Annotated in this window: 23 protein-coding genes; 11 read left to right on the top strand and 12 right to left on the bottom strand. The window is 57.9% G+C overall.

The genetic code is table 11. From position 1 onward, the window contains the following. The first annotated feature begins 5 nt into the window (after nt 1-5). Nucleotides 6-548, top strand: a complete 543-nt coding sequence (locus tag B150_RS0104605; RefSeq protein WP_155859927.1) for a hypothetical protein — start codon at nt 6-8, stop codon at nt 546-548. 53 nt (nt 549-601) lie between these two features. Here the strand turns inward: B150_RS0104605 and B150_RS0104610 are convergent, their stop codons facing one another. Next, on the bottom strand, nt 602-1,057 hold the full coding sequence (locus B150_RS0104610; RefSeq protein ID WP_020398720.1) for a GNAT family N-acetyltransferase: 456 nt from the start codon (nt 1,055-1,057) through the stop codon (nt 602-604). A 33-nt stretch (nt 1,058-1,090) separates the two neighbouring features. On the opposite strand from B150_RS0104610, the gene B150_RS0104615 reads away from it, so the two are divergent. Together B150_RS0104615 and B150_RS0104620 are read left to right on the top strand one after the other, a co-directional pair. Continuing rightward, on the top strand, nt 1,091-1,510 hold the full coding sequence (locus B150_RS0104615) for an HIT domain-containing protein (protein ID WP_020398721.1): 420 nt from the start codon (nt 1,091-1,093) through the stop codon (nt 1,508-1,510). Nucleotides 1,511-1,603: 93 nt separating this feature from the next. After that, on the top strand, nt 1,604-2,446 hold the full coding sequence (locus B150_RS0104620; protein WP_020398722.1) for a DUF3800 domain-containing protein: 843 nt from the start codon (nt 1,604-1,606) through the stop codon (nt 2,444-2,446). Nucleotides 2,447-2,570: 124 nt separating this feature from the next. On the opposite strand, the gene purH is transcribed toward B150_RS0104620, so the two are convergent. The 4 genes from purH to B150_RS0104640 all read right to left on the bottom strand — a co-directional run bounded on the left by purH (nt 2,571) and on the right by B150_RS0104640 (nt 8,081). Continuing rightward, nucleotides 2,571-4,151, bottom strand: coding sequence for a bifunctional phosphoribosylaminoimidazolecarboxamide formyltransferase/IMP cyclohydrolase (gene purH / locus B150_RS0104625; RefSeq protein WP_020398723.1), 1,581 nt, complete (start codon nt 4,149-4,151; stop codon nt 2,571-2,573). A 70-nt stretch (nt 4,152-4,221) separates the two neighbouring features. Beyond that, on the bottom strand, nt 4,222-5,973 hold the full coding sequence (locus B150_RS0104630) for a heparinase II/III family protein (protein ID WP_020398724.1): 1,752 nt from the start codon (nt 5,971-5,973) through the stop codon (nt 4,222-4,224). 50 nt (nt 5,974-6,023) lie between these two features. Next, nucleotides 6,024-6,683, bottom strand: coding sequence for a ribulose-phosphate 3-epimerase (gene rpe, locus B150_RS0104635; protein WP_020398725.1), 660 nt, complete (start codon nt 6,681-6,683; stop codon nt 6,024-6,026). Nucleotides 6,684-6,755: 72 nt separating this feature from the next. After that, complete coding sequence (locus tag B150_RS0104640) at nt 6,756-8,081, bottom strand: RsmB/NOP family class I SAM-dependent RNA methyltransferase (RefSeq protein ID WP_020398726.1); 1,326 nt, start codon at nt 8,079-8,081, stop codon at nt 6,756-6,758. Between the two features lie 125 nt (nt 8,082-8,206). Here B150_RS0104640 and B150_RS19745 point away from each other — a divergent pair, with 125 nt between their 5' ends. The 4 genes from B150_RS19745 (at nt 8,207) to B150_RS0104660 (ending at nt 11,857) form a co-directional block, all read left to right on the top strand. Next, the gene (locus B150_RS19745) at nt 8,207-8,932 is read left to right on the top strand and encodes a hypothetical protein (protein ID WP_020398727.1); all 726 of its coding nucleotides are present in this window, start codon (nt 8,207-8,209) and stop codon (nt 8,930-8,932) included. A gap of 4 nt (nt 8,933-8,936) precedes the next feature. Then, complete coding sequence (locus B150_RS19750; RefSeq protein ID WP_020398728.1) at nt 8,937-10,274, top strand: AmpG family muropeptide MFS transporter; 1,338 nt, start codon at nt 8,937-8,939, stop codon at nt 10,272-10,274. Between the two features lie 70 nt (nt 10,275-10,344). Continuing rightward, entirely contained in the window at nt 10,345-11,238 is an 894-nt protein-coding gene (olsB, locus tag B150_RS0104655) for a l-ornithine N(alpha)-acyltransferase (RefSeq protein ID WP_020398729.1), read from the top strand. 4 nt (nt 11,239-11,242) lie between these two features. Then, complete coding sequence (locus B150_RS0104660) at nt 11,243-11,857, top strand: MSMEG_1061 family FMN-dependent PPOX-type flavoprotein (RefSeq protein WP_020398730.1); 615 nt, start codon at nt 11,243-11,245, stop codon at nt 11,855-11,857. A gap of 3 nt (nt 11,858-11,860) precedes the next feature. Here the strand turns inward: B150_RS0104660 and B150_RS0104665 are convergent, their stop codons facing one another. The 4 genes from B150_RS0104665 to B150_RS19755 are packed head-to-tail and all read right to left on the bottom strand — an operon-like array spanning nt 11,861 to nt 13,922. Further along, nucleotides 11,861-12,511 carry a DUF938 domain-containing protein gene (locus tag B150_RS0104665; protein WP_020398731.1) on the bottom strand — a complete coding sequence of 217 codons (651 nt, stop codon included), beginning with the start codon at nt 12,509-12,511 and terminating at the stop codon, nt 11,861-11,863. Further along, complete coding sequence (locus tag B150_RS0104670; protein WP_020398732.1) at nt 12,511-12,744, bottom strand: DUF6460 domain-containing protein; 234 nt, start codon at nt 12,742-12,744, stop codon at nt 12,511-12,513. The genes B150_RS0104665 and B150_RS0104670 overlap by 1 nt, the downstream gene beginning before the upstream one ends. Nucleotides 12,745-12,770: 26 nt before the next feature. Continuing rightward, on the bottom strand, nt 12,771-13,223 hold the full coding sequence (locus B150_RS0104675) for a hypothetical protein (protein ID WP_020398733.1): 453 nt from the start codon (nt 13,221-13,223) through the stop codon (nt 12,771-12,773). Between the two features lie 18 nt (nt 13,224-13,241). Beyond that, entirely contained in the window at nt 13,242-13,922 is a 681-nt protein-coding gene (locus tag B150_RS19755) for an EI24 domain-containing protein (RefSeq protein ID WP_020398734.1), read from the bottom strand. Between the two features lie 180 nt (nt 13,923-14,102). Here B150_RS19755 and B150_RS0104685 point away from each other — a divergent pair, with 180 nt between their 5' ends. Continuing rightward, nucleotides 14,103-15,089 carry an adenosine kinase gene (locus tag B150_RS0104685; RefSeq protein ID WP_020398735.1) on the top strand — a complete coding sequence of 329 codons (987 nt, stop codon included), beginning with the start codon at nt 14,103-14,105 and terminating at the stop codon, nt 15,087-15,089. A gap of 21 nt (nt 15,090-15,110) precedes the next feature. Here the strand turns inward: B150_RS0104685 and htpX are convergent, their stop codons facing one another. Beyond that, a complete protein-coding gene (gene htpX / locus B150_RS0104690; protein WP_025897167.1) occupies nt 15,111-16,061 on the bottom strand; it encodes a zinc metalloprotease HtpX in 951 nt (316 codons plus the stop codon). Nucleotides 16,062-16,212: 151 nt separating this feature from the next. Between htpX and B150_RS0104695 the strand changes: the two genes are divergently transcribed. After that, nucleotides 16,213-17,121 carry a CPBP family intramembrane glutamic endopeptidase gene (locus B150_RS0104695; RefSeq protein WP_020398737.1) on the top strand — a complete coding sequence of 303 codons (909 nt, stop codon included), beginning with the start codon at nt 16,213-16,215 and terminating at the stop codon, nt 17,119-17,121. Further along, the gene (locus B150_RS23370; RefSeq protein WP_020398738.1) at nt 17,118-17,279 is read left to right on the top strand and encodes a DUF1674 domain-containing protein; all 162 of its coding nucleotides are present in this window, start codon (nt 17,118-17,120) and stop codon (nt 17,277-17,279) included. The genes B150_RS0104695 and B150_RS23370 overlap by 4 nt, the downstream gene beginning before the upstream one ends. On the opposite strand, the gene B150_RS0104705 is transcribed toward B150_RS23370, so the two are convergent. Together B150_RS0104705 and B150_RS0104710 are read right to left on the bottom strand one after the other, a co-directional pair. Beyond that, complete coding sequence (locus B150_RS0104705; protein WP_020398739.1) at nt 17,280-19,079, bottom strand: hypothetical protein; 1,800 nt, start codon at nt 19,077-19,079, stop codon at nt 17,280-17,282. Between the two features lie 165 nt (nt 19,080-19,244). Beyond that, nucleotides 19,245-20,222, bottom strand: coding sequence for an NAD-dependent epimerase/dehydratase family protein (locus B150_RS0104710; protein ID WP_020398740.1), 978 nt, complete (start codon nt 20,220-20,222; stop codon nt 19,245-19,247). Nucleotides 20,223-20,342: 120 nt separating this feature from the next. Between B150_RS0104710 and B150_RS0104715 the strand changes: the two genes are divergently transcribed. Next, the gene (locus B150_RS0104715; protein WP_020398741.1) at nt 20,343-21,359 is read left to right on the top strand and encodes a DUF481 domain-containing protein; all 1,017 of its coding nucleotides are present in this window, start codon (nt 20,343-20,345) and stop codon (nt 21,357-21,359) included. The last annotated feature ends 45 nt before the right edge of the window (nt 21,360-21,404 follow it).

Here is a 21,404-nt window from a genome sequence, read left to right on the forward strand (position 1 = left end):
CACTAATGCGTGAACGTCTGCGCTCAGCGATAGGTGCGGGCTTTAAAGTGCGTTATCATGGCCGCCATGCTGTTCAGAGTTCTGAAGGTCATTTGAGGAGGGCAAATATGAAAAAGCTCCCGGTTATTACCACTGTTTTTGCTGCCTGCTTTGCTGTTGCGGGCATGGGTGCCGCGCAGGCGCTTGATCACCACGGGAAGGGTGAGAAGGGCGAGATGCACGATATGCACAAGGCGGCGATGGAAAAAGCGCAAGCCAAGTGCGACGAAGCGATGAAGAAGGCTGAAGGCGGGTCTGATAAGGATAAAGCCAAAGCCCAGGCCAAGTGCGACAAGGCTATCGCCAAAGCCCACAAGAAAAACGCCAAAGACATGGGCAAGGAACACAAAAAGCACGCCAAGGATATGGCGAAAGAACATAAAAAACATGCCAAAGACATGGCCAAAGAGCACAAGAAACATGCCAAGGACATGAAAGACAAAAAGGCGAAAAAAGAAAAAGAAAAGGATGATGATGACAGTGACGAGGATGAAGATCCTTCGCTCTGATTGTCCAGCCTTGATGAAAACACCGCCCCGGCCCTTGGTTTCGGGGCGGTTTTTTATGGCAGCTGGTACTCCATGACCAGAAGCTGCTCGCCGGGCACGGAGGTGAGGTCCTCACCCGTCTGTTTGAAGCCGAGTGATGTGTATACATGCACCGCGCGCTCGTTTCGGGCGTAAACGTCGAGCCAGATGGTCTCAAGCGCTTCATCCTGCGCGAAATAGGCCAGCACATCGCGCATGAAGGCGCGGCCAATGCCAAAGCCGCGGCGCGCAACGATGATGCGCCGCCACTCCAGCCGGTCGGCACTATTGTAGTTCAGGATGGCAAAGCCGATGGGCTTGCCTTCAACATTCTCCGCAATGAGATACCGATAAGTCGGGTCAGCCAACTTAGTTGCATGTTGTTCCTCATTCCACTGATGCACATATTGGTTGGCCGGGTCCATCTCCAACGCGCGGATAAAAAAGATATCGTCTTCGGTGGCGAGACGGGTACGATGGAATGAGGTCATGACACTACCTTGGTCGAGCTTTGGAGCGCTACTATGACAGGATTTTCACTGCACGCACAACTGGCAGCGGACACCGAATGGGTGGAGACGCTGTCGCTTTGCCGTGTGCTTCTGATGAATGACAGCACCTACCCGTGGCTCATTCTGGTGCCGGAGCGTGCGGGCATCCGCGAAATCCATGAGCTGTCGGAAGCTGACCAGCAAACCCTGATGCGGGAGATGACGGCGGTCGCGCGCATCATGGAACTGGCGTTTGACGCGAACAAAATGAATGTGGCGGCACTTGGCAATATGGTGCCGCAGCTGCATATCCATGTCATCGCGCGCTATGAGGGTGACCCAGCGTGGCCAGGCCCCATATGGGGTAAAACCCCCGCCGTGCCCTATGAGGCAGACGTGAAACGCGCCCGTATTGAACACCTGCGCGAACATCTGCGCACTGTGCCGCGCTAAACAAAAAAGCCGGAGCAGAGTCCCGTTTTTGTCTATTGATTAAATATTCTGACCAATTTTAAACTATTACGAGAAAAGGGTGTTGCGAATGATATGAAAAAACGTTTCCTGATTTATTGCGATGAGTCTGCTGAGAAGGGGAAATACTTCTCTAACTTTTACGGGGGAGCGTTACTAGATTCTCACTACCAACGCGAAGTGGAAGACCGGCTGAATGCTTGTAGAGAGGCTGTCCAGCTTACCAGTGAAATCAAATGGACTAAAGTCTCAGAGGGATACCTTAAAAAGTATATCGCATTTGTAGATGTGATTTTTGATCTTTTAGAGGAGGATAAATTAAAGCTGAGGATAATGTTTACTCAGAACAGATTTGTCCCTGAAATTGATGAAGAGTATAAGGTCGATAATCAATATTATCTCTTATACTACCAATTCATAAAGCATGCGTTTGGCTTGCGTTACATTGAGAGCGATGCTGATCGAGTTGACTTGACACTGTTTCTGGACGATGTTCCTGACAAAAGTGAGAAATACGAAATATTTAAAGATTATCTGGCAGGTCTAAGCAGGAACCCAATCTTCCGCGCAAGGAATCTAACCTTGAGCCGCGAAGACATCACGCATGTAGATTCAAAAAGGCACGTGATATTGCAAGCAACAGACGTTGTTTTGGGTGCGATGCAGTTCCGACTTAACGACATGCATAAGGCGATACCTGAGGGTCAAAGGCGTCGTGGAAAAAGAACGATTGCTAAAGAGAAGCTCTACAAGCACGTTCTTCAACGCATTCGAAAATTTCACGCCAATTTTAACATTGGTATTAGCACGGGGGTGAGGGGAGAGTATTCAAATCGATGGCATCACGAGTATCGGCACTGGCTATTTATTCCCAGTGATTCTCGAATAAATCATGATGCTCCGTCTAAAAAGAAATAGCGGCACCCGCTAATTTCTACTTACTACCCCTAGTGGAACTAAAGGCTTCGAAAAAAGCAGGAGCCGCTGATATAAATTATATCATTTGCTGATTCGCAGTGTCAATTTAATTGCGGACCTCGCCCTAGTGGCGGAAGTGGCGCATGCCGGTGAAGACCATAGCAAGACCAGCCTCATCTGCCGCTGCAATCACTTCCTCGTCGCGCATGGAACCACCCGGCTGGATGATGGCGGTCGCGCCCGCTTCAGCCGCTGCCAGCAGGCCGTCCGCGAACGGGAAGAAGGCGTCAGACGCCACCACCGAGCCTTTGGCCAAGCTCTCAGCGTCACCTGCCATCTCAGCGGCTTCACCGGCGCGGATGGCGGCAATGCGGCTGCTGTCGCGGCGGTTCATCTGCCCCGCGCCAATGCCAACGGTCATGCCGTCACGCACATAGACGATGGCGTTTGATTTCACATGTTTGCCAACCTGGAAGGCGAACAGCATGTCCTTAAGCTCAGCATCCGTGGGCGCGCGTTTCGTGACGACCTTGAGGTCATCAAGGCTCACCCGGCCCGTATCGCGGTTCTGCACCAGATAGCCGCCCGCAACGGACTTGACCATTTTCGCGGCTTGCGTCGGCTCTGCGAGGCCGCCGGTGGTCAGGAGGCGCAGGTTTTTCTTCGCGCCAATGATGGCTTTGGCCTCATCGGTCACTTCCGGCGCGATGATCACCTCGGTGAAGACCTTGATGATCTCTTCCGCCGTTTCAGCGTCCAGCAGGCCGTTGAGCGCAACGATACCGCCGAAGGCGGAAACCGGGTCGCACTTCAGCGCTTTCTTGTAGGCGTCCACAAGGCTGGTGCCTTGCGCCACACCACACGGGTTCGCGTGTTTGATGATGGCGACGGTCGGCACCGCAGGGTCAAACTCGCTCACAAGCTCAAACGCCGCGTCGGTGTCGTTGAGGTTGTTGTAGGAAAGTTCCTTGCCTTGGTGCTGGGTCGCGGTGGCGATGCCCGGGCGGTTCTCGGCGTTCTTGTAGAAAGCGGCAACCTGGTGCGGGTTCTCACCGTACCGGCATTCCTGCACCTTCACGCCGGCGAACGGCAGGCGGTCAGGGAAGGTTTCACCGTTCTGTTCGGCGAACCACTGTGCGATTGCGGCGTCATAGGAACCGGTACGGCTGTAGGCCTTGGCAGCGAGGCGGCGACGGGTCGCGAGCGTGGTACCACCGGTCTCGGTGATTTCCGCGATGACAGTGGCATAGTCTGCCGGGTCGGTCACGATGGTGACAAAGCCGTGATTTTTGGCGGCTGAGCGCACCATGGCCGGGCCACCGATGTCGATATTCTCGATGCAGGTCTCGAAATCCGCGCCGGAAGCGACGGTGGCTTCAAACGGATAGAGGTTGATCGCAACAAGGTCGATGGCGCCGATCTCATGGTCGGTCATCGCCTTGACGTGTTCCTTGTTGTCGCGGAGAGCGAGTAGACCACCATGGATTTTGGGGTGCAGGGTTTTGACACGGCCGTCCATCATCTCGGGGAAGCCAGTGTGCTCGGCCACTTCCTTGACCGGCAGGCCCGCATCACGGATCGCCTTCGCGGAACCACCAGTCGAGAGAAGCTCGACACCTTTGTCCGCCAACGCTTTTGCAAGCTCCACCAGCCCCGTTTTGTCAGATACCGACAGAAGGGCGCGTTTAATCGTTACTTTATCCATAAGTCCTGGTCGCCTCTAAAAATAGAAGACCCCTGAAACGCATGGCCACCCATCAGGCCATAGGTGCGTCTCAGAGGTCCATTTCGCTTAAAACCCAACTGCAAATGGGTTGCTCTTGTCCCCCGCTTCCCGAACCGCGCGCAAGTTTGACAACAATCTGCTTCGCGGCTTCCGGACGGTCGGGTCGGCTGAGATAAAGGCTGTCCTCAATCTCGGCCTTGCCGCCGTCAGCGTCAAAAATCCATGTCTTGCCCGAGCGTGTCTCAAGCGTGATACGCCCGTCCGGCGCTTTCATCGCGCGGATGTGCGGGTGCAGGTGGAAGCGCAGCAGCACTTCCTGCCCCTTCAGCTTTGCGGCTTTCGGGCCAAACAGACGGTCGCTGCCCTTGATGCGGCTGCCGTCGGCGGCGATCTCGATATGGCGTTCGTGTTTCACACCAAAACGCTTGAGGTAGCCATCATGGGTGAGGCGCAGACGCTGGCTGTCTTCCGTGGCTTCGCGCACCATCTGTGTTTCGCTAACGCCAGCACCAAGACGGCCATCATCCATCAGCCGTGTCGAGTTGCGGTCACCCGCCACAAGGGTCGAATGCGCGGCCGTTGTGCGCGCGAGCGTGGCAAGCTGCGGCATCGGGCCACGTTTGGCGGCCGGGCCGACGCTCACGATAATGCGTTCCTGCCCGCAGGAGAATTCGATGGCGCCGGTGCTGGCATGCGCACGTGCGGCGAACGCGGCGGGTGGTGGGGGCCCGGCGTCCATAATGAGGCAGGCCTTGCCCGCAACCACACGCTGGAAGCCGGTGTGTGCCGCATTCTCGATCGCTTTACCCTTGGCTTCGCTTGCCGCAAGGATGGCATTGGTGCCATGCCCGCCTTCAGCGGTGACGCCGCCAAACTGTGCGAAACTGCCGTCACCGTGGCGCATGGCGCGGATGAACGGTGCGATACGGTCAAGGGTGGTCAGCACCCATGCTGGCAGGTCGTTGCCGCGGTCCTGGTACGCCCCGCGCACGAGGATCAGAAGCTGCATGGTGCGGATGGCGTCCGCCGTGTTGCGGCTCATTGGCCCGCCGTCCGGCAGGATGAAAGCGGAAAGTGTGCGCTCAAGCTCTGCACTACCGCGGTTCAGCCAACCGTTGCCGCCGGGCAGCAGCAGGCCACACAGCGTCAGCGCCGTGGTGGTATAGACCCGCGGCAGGCCCATGGGCGCGTCTTTCCATACCCGCATCAAATGCCGGGTCTGGCGCGCGAAGCTTGTCAGCACCTTGGAGCGGTATACGAGGTCTTCGCTTGAAAGGATAAGCGGCGCGTGGGTGAGCCAGTTGATCAGGCGGCGCGCAAGCGTTTCAGCCTCCCACGCGTCCTTGAACCAGTCTTCACCGTAGGGCAGCCACCAACCGAGCATGGTTTCAGCCGCGTCCCGCGCTTTCACCTGGTCGCTCACTTGCGCCAGATCCTGCAGCCAGTGGAAGCTGTGCGCGTAGCGGCGGAATTTCATGCTGGCATTTTCCATGCGCAGCCAGAAATCTTCCTTGATTACATGCTGTTCGCCCTCATGCAGCATGTCGCCGCCAAAAATGGCGGAGCCGAGGGTTGCATTACCGGGTGCCGGGTCGTCAGGGCTGCCAAGAAGCTGCCCCGGATGCCGGCCACGCAGGCGGTAGCTATAGAGCGAGGTGGAATAGCCCCATTCGCGCAGCTTCTGGCCGCTGCGCTTGAGGAGGTTCAGCACAAGATGGGGGCTCTGATCGCGTCTCAGCGTGGAACGCGACATCGGCGTTCTGGCTGCATATTCTGCGATCTGATCAAAGGCCGCGTTCATCGCCGCCTGCTCCCTGTCCTTGGTTGTTGAAATCTCGGTACCGGTTCCGCTTAAACCCGAAGCGCCTTGATATTGGCTGCATACATGTCCGGCCCGCCCTTGAAGGTAGCGCTACCGGCCACAACCACATCCGCGCCCGCGTCCACGACCGACTGGATGGTGGCCGCATTCACGCCGCCATCAACTTCAAGGTCGATATCAAGGCCAAGCGCATCAATACGCTTGCGGATGGCTTCGATTTTCCTCAGTTGCGAGGAAATAAAGCTCTGGCCGCCAAAACCCGGGTTCACCGACATCACGAGGATAAGATCAAGCTCCTCGTAAAGATAGTCGATTGTGCTCTCGGGCGTGGACGGGTTCAGCGAAATGCCTGCCTTCGCACCCGCGGCCTTGATGGCCTGCAGTGTGCGGTGGGTGTGCGGGCCCGCTTCCACGTGCGCGGTGATGATATCGGCGCCAGCCTTGGCGAATGCCTCAATATAGGGGTCCACCGGTTCGATCATCAGGTGAACGTCGAACACCTTGTCGCTGTGGGACCTGAGCGCCTTCACAACATCAGGGCCGATGGTGATGTTGGGCACAAAATGGCCGTCCATCACGTCGATGTGGATATAGTCGGCGCCAGCGGCGTCAACGGCACGGACTTCTTCACCCAGTTTGGCAAAATCAGCCGACAGGATGGAAGGGGCGATTCTGAGAGGCTTTTTCATGGCGCTTCCATATCAGTTTGACCCAAAGCTCGCAAGCGTTTGGGCCATGTTAGCCCGCATATACCGGGCTGGTTAGTCTTTTACAATTCTCGCGGCAAAAAAGCCGTCCATGCCGCCAGCGTCTGCCATCATGGAGGGCAGGCAGCGCATGTCACCTTCTGCTGTCATAAGCTCGCTCATGCCGCCAAGCTCATCGGCAGATATAGCCATGCGTTTGGCGTTTTTATGGCGGTCAAGGAAAGCAGTGATCTGGTCTTCACCTTCCGCGCGCTCAAGCGAACAGACGCAGTAAACGAGCTTGCCGCCGGTGGGCAGCAGGCTGAAGGCGTGGTCAAGGATTTTGGCCTGCAGGGCTACCAGCTTTTCAACATCCGCCGGGCCTTTGGTCCAGATCACATCCGGGTTGCGCCGGAGTGTGCCGGTGGCCGAACACGGCGCATCAAGGAGGATATGATCCACAGGCTTTTGGGGCGTGAATGCGGCAGCATCTGCTACATGCACATCGGCAACCAGCTTTGTGCGGGCGAGGTTGGCCTCAAGCCGCTTGAGGCGGTTTTTGTTGCGGTCCACGGCTGTAACGATAGCACCCGCAGCCGCGAGCTGCATGGTCTTGCCGCCCGGTGCCGCGCACATGTCCAGCACATGTTTGCCAACAACATCACCCAGCAGCATGACCGGCAGGCTTGCCGCCATGTCCTGCACCCACCATGTGCCGTCGGTGTAACCCGGCAGCTCGGACACGTCGGTGAGTGCGCGGCGCAGGGTGCCGTTGGGCATGATGGTGGCCTCAAGCCGTTCAGCCCATGCCGCCCGGTCTTCGCCGGGCTTCAGCGTGATATCAAGCGGCGGTGCAGTCTGCAGGCAGCGCGCGGTGGCTTGCATCGCGTCTTGCCCGTACGCCCTCGCCCAGCTTTTTTGCAGCCAGTCCGGCAGGTCTGCTTCGGGCATGGCGTCAAGCTTCTTGGCTAGCGCATCGCGTTCGCGCACCGCGCGGCGCAGCACGGCGTTCACGAGGCCGGAAAAACCCCGTTCCTTGCCCGAGAGGTTTTTGACCATCGTCACGGTCTCATTCACCGCCGCGTGGTCTGCGGTGCGCATGAACAGGATTTGTGCGAGGCCGGTCAGGAGCGCAGCATCCGTCCATGTGGCGTTGCGTGGCAAGCCCCGGTCAATCAGCTCGCTCATCAAAACGCGAAGGGAGCCAAGACGGCGCAGACACAGCATCACAAGCTGCATAACAAAGGCGCGGTCGCGGCCATCAAGGCCTTCGGTGATATCATCAAGCGCCACATCAAAGGGGCGGCCTTTGAGGGTCACAGCCATGAAGATACGCACCGCGGCGAGGCGGGCGCTTGGGGTTTTCTCAGACTGTTCCGGGTTTTTGGGCGTTTTCATCATGGCGCTTCATACCCCCGCGCGCGGCGGAAGGCAAAGGCAAAGCGCGCATGTATGCAGGATTGCCTTGCCTATGGCCCATTTTGCCCCTTACTTAGAGGAAAAGGTACATACGCGGGGAGGACATAATGCACCAGACAGTGATGATTGCATCGCGCTTCAAGGGACCACCGACCAGCGGCAACGGCGGTTATGTGTGCGGCCTGCTCGCGAGCCTGATTGAAGGCCCGGCGGAAGCCAGCCTCAAGGCACCGCCACCCCTTGATATCGACCTCAGCCTCAAAAAGACCGATGACGGCAGCGCGCTGCTGCAGGGTGATGCCGTGCTTGGTGTCGCCAAGCCTGCCACGCTTGCGCTCGAAGTACCCGCACTGCCGACGCCGCTTGTTCTTGGTGGCAACCCGGTCGACGCGCCGGGTCGGCCGAAGAAGTTTGAGCCGTTCGAGACCTGTTTTGTCTGTGGTCACGACCGCAACCACCCGGACGGCTTGTGCATTCACGCCAAACTGGTTGAAGGTGTGCCGGGCATGGTCGCCGCCAAGTGGCAGCTGCATGAGAGTTTCGCGGACGCAGACGGCAATGTCTCTGACCTTATGCTGTGGGCGGCACTTGATTGCCCCGGCTATTTCGCCTGCGCGGCTGGTGAGGCTGCGCTCCTTGGCCGCCTGACGGCTGAGATTACTGGCAAACTGAAAGCCGAGGGCGAAGCCACCGTGATTGGCTGGGACTTAGGCAGCTCAGGCCGTAAGCGCCGCTGCGGCACGGCGGTGTTTGACGCAGACGGCAACATGGTCGCCAAGGCCGAGGGCCTGTGGATCGTCGTCGACGCCGAGCGCGTGAAAGCGGAGGGTTAGGCGGTTGTCGAAAGCACAAGACCTTTGGGCCGCGCTCAAGCCGTACCGTGACCGCCGTATCGTTGCCACCTTTGGGCTGGGCATGTCGAGCGGCTTTCCGCTCACTTTCGTCATCTCGCTTCTGGGCATCTGGCTCTCGCGGGAGAATGTCAGCAAGGCGGATGTGGGGCTTTTTGCGCTTATCACCACCTTCTACACATGGAAATTCCTGTGGTCGCCCGCGATTGACCGGCTGCCGCTTGGCCCTATCACGCGGCTCTTTGGGCAGCGCAGGGGGTGGCTTTTCACCATTCAGGCGGTGATGGCGGTTTGTATTTTTGCTGTCGCCGGATTGGAACCTTCGACACAGCTATATTCTGTGGCAGTGCTATGTGCCGCCATCGCCTTCCTGTCCGCGAGCCAGGATATCGTGATTGACGCCTACCGGATCGAGATAATCGACGACCGCGAAGAACAGGGTTATAGCGCCGCTGCCTATGTGTTTGGCTACCGCACCGCAAACTATATTGCGGGTGTGGGCGTGCTGCTGATTGCCAACTACTATGGTTGGGCGCTGGCGATATCCCTGCTGCCGCTGCTGCTGCTGCCCGGTTTTCTGGCAGCCCTGTTTATTGGTGAGCCAAAGGCGCGGGACGAAAGCGATTTCCTCGCCGAGGAGCGGCAAAGCAACAGCAAGATGCCGCGGGTGCTTGAGCGCCTGCGCGAAGCAGTGTGGCTGCCGTTCAAGGAATTTTCCCGCCGCGACTATTGGCTATTGGTGCTGCTGTTCATTCTCCTCTTCAAAGCGGGTGACGCTGTCACTGCCATCATGACCGGCCCGCTGATTGTTGAGATGGGCTTCTCCGACCTTGATATCGCGACCGCGAACAAGACCGTGGGTTTCATCACGCTGATGGTGGGTGTGGGGCTTGGGGCAGTGCTATATAAGCGCATCGGCATATACCCCGCGCTTCTGTTCACCGGCATCCTGATGATGCTGACAAACCTTGGCTTTGCGTGGCTGTCCATGGGGGCGACGGAGGGTTGGCGTTTGGCTGTCACCATCGGGTTCGAGAATTTTGCCACTGGCCTCGGCACCACGGTGGTGATCGCCTACTATGCCGGGCTTTGTAACGCCAATTTTACCGCGACACAGTTTGCGCTGATGTCGTCGCTCGGTAACCAGGCGCGTACAATTCTTGGCGCGCCAAGCGGATATGTTGCGGAAGCCGTTGGCTGGGTGGAATTTTTCCTGTATGCGACAGCCGTCGCGCTACCGGGGCTTATCCTGTTGTTCATTCTCTGGAAAAAGGATGTCGGAACGGGTAACCTTGCAACTGGCGATGGGAAGGCCGACATATGAAGTCTATGTCATGGATTGTTCAAGCACTTGTAACAATATCGCCACGGTGCACGCCTATTAGGATTGCCTTATGAAAAAATATGCACGCATTCGCCCACGGGTGGCAGCAGCCCAGACATTGGCCGGTGCCCCTTCATATGTGCGGCAGGGCAGCCTTGAAGTGCGCCTCGCGCGGTCGTTCAAGGAAATCAAATGGGCGCAAAAACTGCGCTACAAGATTTTCTACGAAGAAATGCAGGCCAAGCCCGACTGGCGCATGCGCATGACCAAGCGCGACATCGACCCCTATGACGCCGTGTGTGACCACCTCTTGGTGATCGACCATGACCGTAAGAAGGGCAAACGTGTCGTAGGCACCTACCGCCTTCTGCGTCAGGAAATTGCTGACGCGCACAACGGTTTTTATTCCGGTAGTGAGTTTGACCTCACGCCGATGAACTCACCCGCGTTCCGGAAACAGATGGGCGAAGGCCGCCAGCTGCTGGAACTTGGCCGCTCGTGCGTGCACAAGGATTACCGCGCCACTTCCACCATCAACATGCTGTGGAAGGGCATCGCGGAATACCTGAAGGAACACAACATCGCCTATATGTTTGGCTGTGCGTCCTTTGAAGGCACCGACCCCGAGGAATTCAAGGAAGCGTTCGCTTACCTTTACCACAACCACCTTGTGGCCGATGATTTCCATGTGAAGGCGCTTGATGGCCAGTTCGTGAACATGAACACCATGCCGGCGGATGAGATTGACGTGAAACGCGCTCGCCGCGCGTTGCCGCCGCTCATCAAGGGTTATTTGCGCATTGGCTGCTTCATCGGTGACGGTGCGGTGGTGGACAAGCAGTTCGGCACCACGGATGTGTTCATCCTGCTGCCGGTTGAGCGCATCGCCAGCCGCTACTCCAAACACTATGACATGGGCGCGGAAGCCAACGACACGGCGGACGCCCAGGCCGCGGCGCTTTAAGCCCATGGCGCAGGGTCGTATCGAGACGATTGAGGCGCTCCGGGCGCATTACGGCTACCCGAGTGACAAGGGCGTGGAGAAGGAACTTTCCGCGCTCGACAAGCACTGCAAGCGTTTCATTGAGCTGTCGCCGTTCCTCATGCTCGCCACCACAAACGGTGACAAGGTGGACGTGACACCACGCGGTGACGCGCCGGGCAGTGTGCAGGTGGTGGGTGACAGCACAATCCTTGTGCCCGACTGGCCGGGTAACCGGCGGCTCGATTCGCTTTCGAACATTCTGGCGCACCCGAATGTGAGCCTCATATTCCTCATCCCCAATGTGTCTGAGACCCTGCGGGTGCTCGGCAGTGCCAGCATTATCGTGGACGAGGAGCTGCGCGCGCGCTTCGAGACCAAGGGCAAAATCCCGCTCTCGGTCATCTCGGTTGAGGTGAAAAGCGCTTTCCTGCACTGCTCGAAGGCGTTCCTGCGCTCCAAGCTCTGGCAATCAGATAGTTGGCCCGAGCGTTCAGCGCTTGCGAGCGCGGGCGAGATGTTCCGCGACCATATGGAACTTGAAATGCCGGTCGAGGATCTCGACCGCATCGTCGACGGCTTCAAGAACGAGCTCTACTGAGCCCTAGCCCTTGGTGAAAATCAGCGAGAAATTGTTGGCGGGCATGCCGACGATATCGAGGCCTGAAAAACCGGCGTTGTCCGCGAGGTCCATCACGGCTTCAAGGTCCCGCACCCCCCAATCCGGGTTCTGCCGTTTGAGCGACAGGTCAAACGCGGCGTTTGAAGGGGCCGTATGAGCACCATGCTGCTTGTAGGGGCCATACATGTATAGGATATCGCCGGTTTGCAGCGCTTTGCCTGCGCCTTTCATCAGGGCTTCCGCCACTTCCCACGGCGCAATATGGATAAGATTGATGGCCGCCACGGCGCTGACGCGCGCGGGCAGGCCGTCAAACGCCCAGCTATCCTCAAGCGCGTTGAAGCGCCGTGCGGGCAACAGATTGTCCGCGCCCACATGCTCCGCCCAGGCATCGATGCTGGCGAGGTGGCGGTCGTCGATATCGGTGGGTTGCCACAGAAGCGGCTTCAGGCGCGGGGCCATGAAGGACGCGTGTTCGCCGGTGCCTGACGCCACTTCAAGGAGCACGCCATCCTTTGGCATGCAGGCTTCCAGAAGCTCAAGGATCACACCGCGGTTGCGCTCTGTGGCAGGCGCGTGCAGGCGAATGTCGCTCCCGGCGTCCTTCGTCTGTGGGTCGAAGAAGCCCGCCATCAGCTTTTGCGCCGGTTACTGAACTGCATGAGAAGGAACACAGGCACAACAATGGTAGCGCCCAGAAGCACATACTTAAGCCCCGAGCCCACGAGCCAATCCCATACCTCGGCCACGCGATTGGCTATCCAGCCATACACGTCCCCCGGGCTCCAGTTCAGCCAATAAAGGAATGCGCCCACAAGGAAGCTGTAGATCACCAGTTTGATGATGGTTCCGGCGTCAAGTTTCATGAAAGCTCCCTTGGCTCATGCGTGCTTTATTCATCGGGCCAGTGCCCGCCCGGTAGATGCGAGGCAAGGCATGCCTTGATATCGACATTCTCGCCCCTTGGGCTGCGCGCGGCAAGATGGCGCGCTTCAAAATATTCGCCGAGTGTGGGTTCATAGAATACCACCTCAAAAACACAGCCGGCATTCTCATAGAGCATGACCTGCATGGTGTCTTCCCGGCGCACAAGCGTGGGGTCGCCCATCAGGATTTGCACATCGTGCGGGCTCAGGCCCATCAGGCGCAGCGGCTCGGCGGCTGGACGCGGGTGCATTTCCGCGAGCGGCACAGGCTCCGGCGTCAGCTCAGGCGCGGGTGTGGCCACTTTTTCAGGCGGCGCGGTTTCGGCCGTTGGACCACAGGCGCTGAGTAGCCCAAGCGCCAGACATGGCAGCAGGGCGGCGGCATAGGGGCGGGGCAAGCGGTGATACAGCTTTTTCACTCTCTCTCCTTTGCCCCCTCACGCACGGCCACTAGCTAGATTGTGGTATATATGGGTCATCATCGCCGTGCCGACGATGGGTGCCAGAATATTCACGAACGGGATGGCAAACAAGACCGCGATCATGGCACCACCGATAAAAATCTTGCCGCTATAGCGTTTACGGAACCGGCGTACCTCGCGGGCGTCCATATGGCGGATGGCGACCATCTCAAAATATTCGCGGCCCAGAAGCAATCCGTTCACCGCAACAAACAAGAGGAAGGTGCCGCCGATGGTAAAGATCAGCAGGATATAGGGGATCAGCGCAATCAGGTTGATGATGATGACCATCGCCATCAGTTGCAGTGAACCAAGCACAACCTCAAGCCCCGAGACTTTCCGGCTGCCGATGCGGTTGGGGTAATATTCCTCTTCAACCGCGAGCGCGATCTTGTCGGTCAGGAAGCCCATGACGGTGGTGGAGATGGCCGGGAACAGGATATAGCTGCCGATAATGGCAACCGACCAGAAGCCGAATTCGTCCAGCCATTCAAGCCAGCTGTAACCAAAGGAAAAATCCTGCGGCCAATATATGTTCAGAAGGTATATGAGCCCCGCCAGTGTGCCAAAGGCCACCAGAACACCGGTGAAAAACACACTTCTGAATTTGGGGTGTAAAAGCTGCTGCCACGTGCGGTTAAGCGCCTGCCCTATCATGGTTCCATCCTCGCGTTTCGGCCATGCCGATCTTATTTTTCAGGCCTTAGGCCGTCTTTTTCTGTCCCTAAAACATAGGAAAGGCGATCAAGGCTTGCAATAAGGTATGGCTTTTCTATGGTGCCGGGAACGGTTTAGCGGCGCGCACAGATGGGGTGTGCCCCTTGAGGAGACAATGATTTGAGCGATTTTCAGGTGCTGTGTATCGGCAATGCGATTGTCGATATTTTTGCCCGGGTTGAGGATGATTTCCTCGACGCCCATGACCGCATCAAGGGTTCCATGATGCTGGTGGATGCAGAAACCTCGGCGCGGATCTATGATGCCATGCCGCCCGCGGTGGAACGCTCCGGCGGGTCGGCGGGCAATACGGCGGCGGGCATTGCCTCGCTCGGTGGTCGCGCGGCCTATATGGGCAAAGTGCATGCTGACCAGCTTGGTACTGTGTTCCGCCATGATATCCGCGCCATCGGTGTGCACTATGAAACCGAACCGGCAACAGAGGGTGCGCCCACGGCCACCAGCATGATCCTCGTCACCCCTGACGCACAGCGTACCATGAGCACCTATCTTGGTGCCTGCGGCGAGCTTGCGCTTGCCGACATTGATGAAAGCGTAGTTGCCCGCGCTGATGTTACCTACATCGAAGGCTACATGTGGGACCGCGACAACCAGAAGGAAGCCGTGCTGAAGGCGATGGATGTGGCGCACGAACATGGCAAGCTTGTCTCACTGTCGCTCTCTGACAGTTTCTGCGTGGACCGTTTCCGCGCCGAGTTTGTTGAGCTTGTGGAGGGCCGCGTGGACATCCTGTTCGCGAACGAAGCCGAGATCAAATCGCTTTACCAGACCGATACGTTCGAGGAAGCAATGGAACGCCTGCGCCCGCACGTGAAGCTTGCGGCGCTCACCCGGTCCGAAAAGGGGTCAGTGGTGCTGAGCCAGGACGGTATGGTTGAAGTAGCGGCCCACCCGGCTTCGGTGATCGATACCACAGGCGCGGGTGATCTTTATGCGGCTGGTTTCCTGTTTGGCTATACGTCAGGCAAAAGCCTTGAAGACTGTGCGCGGCTTGGTGGCCTTGCTGCCGCTGAGGTGATTTCGCATCTCGGCGCCCGGCCTGAGGTGAACCTCAAGAAACTGGCTGCGGAAGACCTGGGACTTTAAGCCCGAATCCACGCAAGCGTATCAGCCCCAGGGACCTTTCCTGGGGCTTTCTTCGTGCACATCGGCTTCAGTCGTGGGCACGCTGGTTCCGCCTGACACGCGGCGGCCAGTGGCGCGCGGCATGGGCGTATAATCGCCGCTTGCGGCCATGGCCTCAAGCCGGGAGATCCTCTCTTCCATGCGCGGGTGCGTGGAGAATAGGCTGTCGATCGAACCGCCCTTGAGCGGGTTCACGATAAAGAGGTGCGCGGTGGCCGGGTTTTCCTCGGCGCGTGGGTTTACGTTCATCGCGGCACCCTGATGGAGGCGTGCGAGTGCGCTGGCGAGCGCCAGCGGCTTGCCGCAGATCTCGGCACCCTCTTTGTCAGCCGCGTATTCACGGGTGCGCGAAATTGCCATCTGCACCAGCATGGCAGCCATAGGTGCGAGGATCATCATCAGGATGGTGCCAATGATGCCAAGCGGGTTGTTGCGGTTGCCGCCAAAAAACAGCGCAAAGTTCGCCAGCATGGAGATGGCACCAGCAATGGTGGCGGTGATGGTCATTGTCAGTGTGTCGCGGTTTTTAACGTGCGCGAGCTCGTGTGCCATCACACCTTCAACCTCATCATGGCTGAGGATACGCAAGAGGCCGGTGGTGGCAGCGACAGCGGCATTCTGCGGGTTACGGCCTGTGGCGAAGGCGTTCGGCTGGTTGCTCTCGATAATATAGACCTTCGGCATTGGCAGCTCCGCGCGGCGGGCAAGGCGGCGCACGATACCGAACAGTTCCGGCGCTTCCTGCTCGTTCACCTGCCGCGCACCGTGCATGGACAGCACCATTTTATCTGCGTTCCAATAGGCGAAAAAGTTCATCGCGGCGGCGATTATGAGGGCGATCATGATACCGCCCTGGCCGCCCAGCATAAGGCCAAACACCATGAGAAGTGCTGTCATGGCAGCCATCAAAAGGGCAGTACGCGCGTAACTCATCATAGCTCATTCATCCGTCGGTTGGTCGCGTTTGACTTGCGAATTAAGTCATATTTGGGCAGCGTGGGGGTTGGCTTCAAGTGAAATCGCATGTCAGGGCACATGGGGACAGGCGGATGACCGAAGCCCAAAATACGAGTAAGAAGACAGGATGATGTCGAGAGAAGGTCAACTGGAAATACTGCCGAAAGCGACGGTTTCAAAGGCGCTTGTCGTCTTTGTAGTCGCAACCGGCATCCTCGCAGCGCTGGCGTCCATGCTGGTGATCGATATCGGGATAAAGCGCCACTATATGGTGCTCCTGATGTGGACACCCGGCCTTGGTGCGCTGATTGCCTGTAAAGCGGCGGGTATCCCGCTCTCAAGCCTCGGCTGGGGTTGGGGTAAAGCGCGCTGGCACGCCGCCGCTTATCTGACACCGCTCCTATACGGATTGACGGCTTACAGCATTCTGTGGGGCACCGGGCTCGCGACCGCCATTGACCCCAAGTTCATTGAAGAAGCGGGCTATCACCTCGGCCTTGTTGGCTGGTCGGAGAATGCGACCCTCCTGATGGCGATTTTCATTTTCGCTGTTGTGGGCATGACATGGCATCTGGCCTCAGGCCTTGGCGAGGAAATCGGCTGGCGCGGCTTCCTAACGCCTGCCCTGATGCGCTTTTTCAGCCTGCCTGTGGCGTCGCTCATCACCGGGCTTATGTGGGCCCTGTGGCATGTGCCCATCATCCTCTACACAAAATATAACGCGGGCCCGAATGACCTTGGCATCCAGATCGCCAATTTCACCCTTCTCTGCGTCGGTATTTCCATGATCATGGGGTACCTGCGGGTTAAATCCGGCAGCTTGTGGACCGGGGCGGTGATGCACGCGGCACATAATATCTTCATCCTGAGCCTCTTTGAGCGCATCACGCTCAAATATGAGGGCACATGGCGCTACGCGGGTGAATTTGGTGTGCTGCTGCCGCTTGTCGTGGCGCTTTTTGCGCTTTATGTGTTGTTGCGCGCTTACCGTGAAGGGCTGACCGGCAGCCCCAAACAGCGAGAGGATGCAGCATGAGTGACAAGCAAAGTCAGGCGAAGGACGAAACGGCAGACGCCCCGCATGTGGACAAAGCCGACAAGCCCGCTGCACCGAAGGAAGTTGGCGGCCGCAAAGGCCCTGAACCCACCCGCTATGGCGACTGGGAAAAGAACGGCATCATCTCTGATTTCTGATCAGGCCTGAGGCTCTGTCGTCTCGGCCGCATCGCCCGTTTCCCCTGAACTTTCTGCATCTTCTGCAGCTTCGGTTTCTTCAGTCTCTTCGTGCTCTGGCGCTTTGGCTTGCTGGCCTTGCGCAATGCCTGCGCGCTCCAGCAGGTCACGAAACGCCTTGAGTTCCTTTTCCGCTGCTGCGCGGTCAAGGCCCGTGATCAGCCCTTCGGTGAAGCCCGGCTGTTTCATATATAGCCGTACCTGATGATCGGCGCGTGTCGCGCAGTCACCGGCCGTGAAATAACCGTCCGCCAGCAGGCCGAGGATTTTCTTGGCCTTGTCCTGCAGGCTGATATTGAGGTTGTGCAGCTTTTTCAGGATTTGGGTGTTGTCGAGAATGGCGCGGCAGAAACCGTCCAGCTTTTCGGCAATCTTGCGCCGGTGCATCTCCGTGAGGTCGGCTTCCATGATACGCTTTTGCAGCATCACAAGGTCATGCATGCGCTGCATGGGTTGGCCGCCATCAAGGCCGACAAAGATGGATTCGTATTCAGGGCGGGTCAGCACTGGCAGCATGAAGTTCGCCACCATGCGTTTGTTTGAATGGCCGATGGTATATTTTTCAAGGTCCAGCAGCGCGTTGAGCTGGTCGATCGGGCTTTTGGTATCATAGAGCATTTCGCCCACGGCCTGGCTATTGAGCAGGCGGCTCGAGCGTGAGGCCAGCGCTTCCTCAAGGCTTTCAATGGCGCCAACATCACTCTGCAGCGCGTCTATCGCGCGTTTGAGCTCATCAAGGCCTTTGAGCTGCGCCACAAGCCCACCCGGGCAAATCGGTTTCGACAGGTCGATCTCGATTTTGAGGCGATTAAAGAGCGCGCGCGCAACCTGTGGCATCTTGCCTTCGGACAGAAATCCGTTGAGGCGCAGGATCTCATCCGAGAAGACCGGCGAATGTTCGTCCTCACCCATCAGGTTGAGGCGACCGGCCTGCAGGTGGGAAAGCCAGATCATGAAGCGCCCGCGGTCCTCTGGCTCACCGAGCATCTGACCCAGAATGCTGGGGTGCAGGAACAGTTCGGCGATCATCTGGTCAAGGATTTCAAGCACCCATGCGGGGCGCGAGCCGCTGAGCATGGCGATCAGGCGGCCCATTTTGTCCGACAGGGTGACAGCGGGGCGCAGGTATTCTGTGATGGCGGAGGTCAAGAGGAAACGTTTGTTGCCCTTGTCCTGCAGCACCTCAATAACGGGCTTCAGCCGCCCAACCTCCAGCGACGGCACGGTGGGCTGGTTCGCCTTCATGATCTCAATGGCGGTATCCACCACCTTGGTGATCTTGCGCATGCGCTCCTGTATGGAGCTGTTGTCGTCCTCATAAGCGACAGCGGTGCGCTGAATGGCGTTCTGCAGTTTGGTGCCAGCGTTATAAAGCTTGAAATAATGCTCAAGGCTGTGCAGCAGCTCAGTCGGTGTGATCATCCAGTCCGAGAGCGTATTGCCAAGCAGTTCCCAGATCGCGCGGCGGCCATCCGGGCGGTAAAGGTCATCGGGTGTCAGGCAAGGCGAGATCTTGCCGGTCTGGTCGTATTTGGAGGTCTTGCGGTTGCCGCCGCGGGCGTAAATCTCGACGCTCGCAAACTCGTGGGATTCTTTGTCGTAGCTTTCCTTGAGAACCTTGACCCCGCTGTATTTTTTGGAGCCCCAGAAATCTTCCGCCTTTTCAACGGCGATTTTCCGGTCGTTCACAACTTCGACAATTGTCCATCGCGTGCCGCGTCGCCCCATGATTTCATAATGGACGCTCTGGCTCAACGACACCTAACTCTCCTCTCACCGCTTCTACGCGTATCACACCCCAGCCTTGCGGCGCATGGTCAACCAATTCAGGCAGGCAGTCAATATGGGCAGTTCCTCCCTCCTGATCCCGGGAAGAAGCAGCCGCGCCACTATACCAGCTATGCCAGAGCACAGGTTGCGAAAAAGTTAAACTAAATTTTCAGCTTTGAGATAGTCGACACATTCTGCCACGCTTTCTTCAAGCGGTACGATGCGGTAGCCCAGCTCATCCACCGCGCGGTCGCTGAGCGCGTCCACGGTCTCGCAGGCAAAATACGCTTCTTCGCGGGTGACGGTTGGCCGCTTGCCGCTGAAACTGGCTTTAAGTGAGAAAAACTCCGCCGCCAGCTTGAGGAGGAAGGCGGGTGTGGGGTTCTTAGGCTCCGGCAGGCCAAGCTTCTCGGATGCGAGGGCGAGGAATTCATACATGGTCGCATAAGGCCCGCCGAGGATGTAATTCTCCCCCGTGCGGCCCTTGTGGTAGGCGGCAACAATGCCCTCGGCTACGGCACGCGCATTGGCGAAATTGCCGGCACCTGGCGGCGTGCCCGGCAGGTCTCCTTTGGCGTGGCGGATAATCAGCCGCGCCCAGTTATGGCTGTCGTATTTGCCCACAATATGGGTTGGGTTCACGATCACCGCGTCCATGCCGCGCCATGTGGCTTCTTTCACTTTACGTTCGGCAAAGGTTTTGGTGTGCACATAGGATACCCAGCTTGAGGCGCCCAGCTTCTCTGTGTCCTCTTTCACAGGCTCTTGATGGATGCCGTACACACTGGTGCTCGAACAGTGGATGAAGCGGCCCACATCCTTGTCGGTCGCCATCTGTAAAAGCGCGGCTGTGCCGTCCACGTTCACAATGCGCTGTTTGGCGGATTCCGCCTTCCAGGTGCTTGTATTGGCAGCGAGGTGGAAGATGGCCTCGATTTTATTGGGCACTTTTGATGCGTACCCGGTGGGTTGTGACAGCCGCCCCTCAACATAGGAAACACGGTTGCCAAACAGCGTCTCAGCGGCCTTGCGGTCGCGCACCAGAATGTGGATATCCCACCCCTCTTCGGTCAGCACATCAATGAGATGGCGGCCCAGAAACCCGGTGGCGCCGGTGACAAATGCGGTTGGCATAATTTATTCCCTGACTGTTTTGCCCAAATTTTGCCGGAGATCCGCTCAAAGCTTGAGTTTTCAGACTCCAGCGGTTAAGCACAGGCAAGTTCAGTGTGTCTATTGAGGAATATTACCTTCATGCGGCTTTTTGGCAATGTGATGACGAAAAAACTGGCGGCAATTGCTTTGCTCGCCTGCATTCTTCCCACTTTCCCGGCTGTGGCGGCGACCGATCCGTCAGCAGGTGTGGTGGAAATGCTCAAAACGGCAGCTGCCGCCAACGATAAGGATACATTCGACACACTCCTTGAAACAGCGCTCAAGACATGGCCATCGAAACGCATCACGCTCCTCAAGTCCGCGCGCACCATCAGCGAAACATGGATGCCGCAACCCTATCTTGACGAGCTTGCTGCCGCAAAAGCGGCTGAGGAAGCCGCAGAGGCGGCATCACGCGCCCGCGGTATCATGTATTACCTCGATCCCAAACTGTGGGAAGGTCAGGCCCAGCTTGGTGGCAGCACCAGCTCTGGTGACAGTGACGAGCAGGGCCTGTCGGCCGCACTCAGTTTTGAGCGTGCCTTCGGCCCCAAATGGAACCACAGCTTCAACTTCAAATTTGATTTCGGCCGCTCGGAAGGTGTGACGACACGCCAGCGTTTTGTCGGCCAATATGAAGTGATGTGGAAACCCTGGACCAATGTGTTTCTCCTGAATTTCACCGAGCTTGAGCTCGATAAATTCTCCGGCTTTGATTACCGCGTGGTGGAGAACGTCGCGCTCGGTACCGAGGTGTTCCGCTCCGCGAACCAGAGCCTGCGTGTGGAAGGCGGCCCCGGTATCCGGATCAGCGGTGTCGAAGCGTCGCTTGAAAACGGCGTGCTGGTACCCGCGCACACATCGAAAGAATTCCTTGGCCGTGTGTCGAGCACCTATGAACTGAAATTGACGGACAATCTGTCGTTCAAGGACCGGGTTTCGGCGATTTACGGCACGGAGTCCACAACGCTTGAAAACTGGGCGCAATTCTCCGCGCGCATCAATTCGCACATGCAGGCGCGCCTGTCGTTTGAAGTGAAATACGATTCGCTTGCGCCTATCGGCACATCGGCATGGGATACTGCAACGCGCGCAACCTTGGTCTATGATTTCTAATCGAGCGTAGATACGCGATGTGAGAAGCCCGCAGTTGCGGGCTTT

This window comes from Kordiimonas gwangyangensis DSM 19435 = JCM 12864, assembly GCF_000375545.1.
Lineage (GTDB): Bacteria > Pseudomonadota > Alphaproteobacteria > Sphingomonadales > Kordiimonadaceae > Kordiimonas > Kordiimonas gwangyangensis.

Coding starts and splice junctions, on each gene's coding strand:
- B150_RS0104670 (WP_020398732.1), bottom strand. CDS start 12,744: ATGAAACTTGACGCCGGAACCATCATCAAACTGGTGATCTACAGCTTC.
- rpe (WP_020398725.1), bottom strand. CDS start 6,683: ATGAAAAAGCCTCTCAGAATCGCCCCTTCCATCCTGTCGGCTGATTTT.
- B150_RS0104630 (WP_020398724.1), bottom strand. CDS start 5,973: ATGAACGCGGCCTTTGATCAGATCGCAGAATATGCAGCCAGAACGCCG.
- B150_RS0104715 (WP_020398741.1), top strand. CDS start 20,343: ATGCGGCTTTTTGGCAATGTGATGACGAAAAAACTGGCGGCAATTGCT.
- olsB (WP_020398729.1), top strand. CDS start 10,345: ATGAAAAAATATGCACGCATTCGCCCACGGGTGGCAGCAGCCCAGACA.
- htpX (WP_025897167.1), bottom strand. CDS start 16,061: ATGAGTTACGCGCGTACTGCCCTTTTGATGGCTGCCATGACAGCACTT.
- B150_RS0104605 (WP_155859927.1), top strand. CDS start 6: ATGCGTGAACGTCTGCGCTCAGCGATAGGTGCGGGCTTTAAAGTGCGT.
- B150_RS0104695 (WP_020398737.1), top strand. CDS start 16,213: ATGATGTCGAGAGAAGGTCAACTGGAAATACTGCCGAAAGCGACGGTT.
- B150_RS0104640 (WP_020398726.1), bottom strand. CDS start 8,081: ATGATGAAAACGCCCAAAAACCCGGAACAGTCTGAGAAAACCCCAAGC.
- B150_RS0104660 (WP_020398730.1), top strand. CDS start 11,243: ATGGCGCAGGGTCGTATCGAGACGATTGAGGCGCTCCGGGCGCATTAC.
- B150_RS19745 (WP_020398727.1), top strand. CDS start 8,207: ATGCACCAGACAGTGATGATTGCATCGCGCTTCAAGGGACCACCGACC.
- purH (WP_020398723.1), bottom strand. CDS start 4,151: ATGGATAAAGTAACGATTAAACGCGCCCTTCTGTCGGTATCTGACAAA.
- B150_RS0104610 (WP_020398720.1), bottom strand. CDS start 1,057: ATGACCTCATTCCATCGTACCCGTCTCGCCACCGAAGACGATATCTTT.
- B150_RS0104620 (WP_020398722.1), top strand. CDS start 1,604: ATGAAAAAACGTTTCCTGATTTATTGCGATGAGTCTGCTGAGAAGGGG.
- B150_RS0104615 (WP_020398721.1), top strand. CDS start 1,091: ATGACAGGATTTTCACTGCACGCACAACTGGCAGCGGACACCGAATGG.
- B150_RS23370 (WP_020398738.1), top strand. CDS start 17,118: ATGAGTGACAAGCAAAGTCAGGCGAAGGACGAAACGGCAGACGCCCCG.
- B150_RS19755 (WP_020398734.1), bottom strand. CDS start 13,922: ATGATAGGGCAGGCGCTTAACCGCACGTGGCAGCAGCTTTTACACCCC.
- B150_RS0104710 (WP_020398740.1), bottom strand. CDS start 20,222: ATGCCAACCGCATTTGTCACCGGCGCCACCGGGTTTCTGGGCCGCCAT.
- B150_RS0104665 (WP_020398731.1), bottom strand. CDS start 12,511: ATGGCGGGCTTCTTCGACCCACAGACGAAGGACGCCGGGAGCGACATT.